This is a genomic window from Micromonospora sp. NPDC000668, assembly GCF_042897975.1.
In the GTDB taxonomy this organism is placed as follows: domain Bacteria; phylum Actinomycetota; class Actinomycetes; order Mycobacteriales; family Micromonosporaceae; genus Micromonospora.
The window spans coordinates 1-2,477 of the sequence record NZ_JBIAYP010000014.1; the positions used below are offsets into that span (position 1 = coordinate 1).

General features: G+C 56.4%; 2 rRNA genes. Both read left to right on the forward strand.

What is annotated here, in order from left to right:
* Positions 1-2,272, forward strand: a 23S ribosomal RNA gene (locus ACFY29_RS34845); the annotation flags it as partial.
* 84 nt (positions 2,273-2,356) lie between these two features.
* Positions 2,357-2,473: ribosomal RNA gene (gene rrf / locus ACFY29_RS34850) — 5S ribosomal RNA — on the forward strand.
* Positions 2,474-2,477: the final 4 nt, after the last annotated feature.

Sequence of the window (2,477 nt, forward strand, 5' to 3'; positions counted from 1 at the left end):
TTGGGGGATGACCTGTGGTTAGGGGTGAAAGGCCAATCAAACTCCGTGATAGCTGGTTCTCCCCGAAATGCATTTAGGTGCAGCGTCGCGTGTTTCTTGCCGGAGGTAGAGCACTGGATGGTCTAGGGGGCCCACAAGCTTACCGAAATCAGCCAAACTCCGAATGCCGGTAAGTGAGAGCGCGGCAGTGAGACTGCGGGGGATAAGCTTCGTAGTCGAGAGGGAAACAGCCCAGATCACCAGCTAAGGCCCCTAAGCGTGTGCTAAGTGGAAAAGGATGTGGGGTCGCATAGACAACCAGGAGGTTGGCTTAGAAGCAGCCACCCTTTAAAGAGTGCGTAATAGCTCACTGGTCAAGTGGTTCCGCGCCGACAATGTAGCGGGGCTCAAGCACACCGCCGAAGCTGTGGCATTCACATTTTAACCTCGCTTGGACTTGATTCCTTGTGCAGGTGTGTGGATGGGTAGGGGAGCGTCGTGCCGCGAGTGAAGCAGCGGGGTGACCCAGTTGTGGACGCGGCACGAGTGAGAATGCAGGCATGAGTAGCGAAAGAAGGGTGAGAAACCCTTCCGCCGGATGACCAAGGGTTCCAGGGCCAGGCTAATCCGCCCTGGGTGAGTCGGGACCTAAGGCGAGGCCGAGAGGCGTAGTCGATGGACAACGGGTTGATATTCCCGTACCCGCGAAAGAGCGTCCCTGACGAACCTCGTTGTGCTAACCACCCAAACCAGCTGATGCCTTCGGGCTGATGTTGGGGAGCGTGGGAACCTGACGGGTAGTAGTCAAGCGATGGGGTGACGCAGGAAGGTAGCTGAGCCCGGCCGGTGGTTGTGCCGGGGTAAGCGTGTAGGCCGTGTTGTAGGCAAATCCGCAACACATGAAGGCTGAGACGTGATGCCGAGCCGATTCAGGTGAAGTCAGTGATCCTATGCTGCCGAGAAAAGCCTCTAGCGAGTTCTTAGCGGCCCGTACCCCAAACCGACACAGGTGGTCAGGTAGAGAATACCGAGGCGATCGGGCGAACTGTGGTTAAGGAACTCGGCAAATTGCCCCCGTAACTTAGGGAGAAGGGGGGCCGGAGACGTGAAGCCCCACGCGGGTGGAGCGTTGTATGGCCGCAGAGAGCAGGGGGAAGCGACTGTTTACTAAAAACACAGGTCCATGCGAAGAAGTAATTCGATGTATATGGACTGACGCCTGCCCGGTGCTGGAACGTTAAGGGGACCTGTTAGCTCTTCGGGGCGAAGCGGAGAACTTAAGCGCCAGTAAACGGCGGTGGTAACTATAACCATCCTAAGGTAGCGAAATTCCTTGTCGGGTAAGTTCCGACCTGCACGAATGGCGTAACGACTTCCCCACTGTCTCAACCACAGGCCCGGCGAAATTGCAGTACGAGTAAAGATGCTCGTTACGCGCGGCAGGACGGAAAGACCCCGGGACCTTTACTATAGCTTGACATTGGTACTCGAATTAGCTTGTGTAGGATAGGTGGGAGCCGGTGAAACCTATACGCCAGTATGGGTGGAGGCAATCTTGAAATACCACTCTGGTTGATTTGGGTATCTAACTTCGGACCGTTATCCGGTTCAGGGACAGTGTCTGGTGGGTAGTTTAACTGGGGCGGTTGCCTCCTAAAAGGTAACGGAGGCGCCCAAAGGTTCCCTCATCCTGGTTGGCAATCAGGTGTTGAGTGCAAGTACACAAGGGAGCTTGACTGTGAGACTGACAGGTCGAGCAGGGACGAAAGTCGGGACTAGTGATCCGGCACTTGCGAGTGGAAGCGGTGTCGCTCAACGGATAAAAGGTACCCCGGGGATAACAGGCTGATCTTCCCCAAGAGTCCATATCGACGGGATGGTTTGGCACCTCGATGTCGGCTCGTCGCATCCTGGGGCTGTAGCAGGTCCCAAGGGTTGGGCTGTTCGCCCATTAAAGCGGTACGCGAGCTGGGTTTAGAACGTCGTGAGACAGTTCGGTCCCTATCCGCCGTGCGCGTAGGATACTTGAGAAGGGCTGTCCCTAGTACGAGAGGACCGGGACGGACGAACCTCTGGTGTGCCAGTTGTCCTGCCAAGGGCACGGCTGGTTAGCTACGTTCGGAAGGGATAACCGCTGAAAGCATCTAAGCGGGAAGCCTGCTTCAAGATGAGGTATCCCACCCCACTTTGTGGGGGTAAGGCCCCCAGCTAGACGACTGGGTTGATAGGCCGGAAATGTAAGCCCGGTAACGGGTTCAGTTGACCGGTACTAATAGGCCGAGGACTTGACTACTAAGCTGCTACGCGTCCACTGTGCAACTCTCGATAAACGAACAACAGACCACATGTGTGGTGTTGTTTGACATGTCGATAGAGTTACGGCGGTCATGGCGGAGGGGAAACGCCCGGTCACATTCCGAACCCGGAAGCTAAGCCCTCCAGCGCCGATGGTACTGCACTCGTGAGGGTGTGGGAGAGTAGGACACCGCCGGACAATC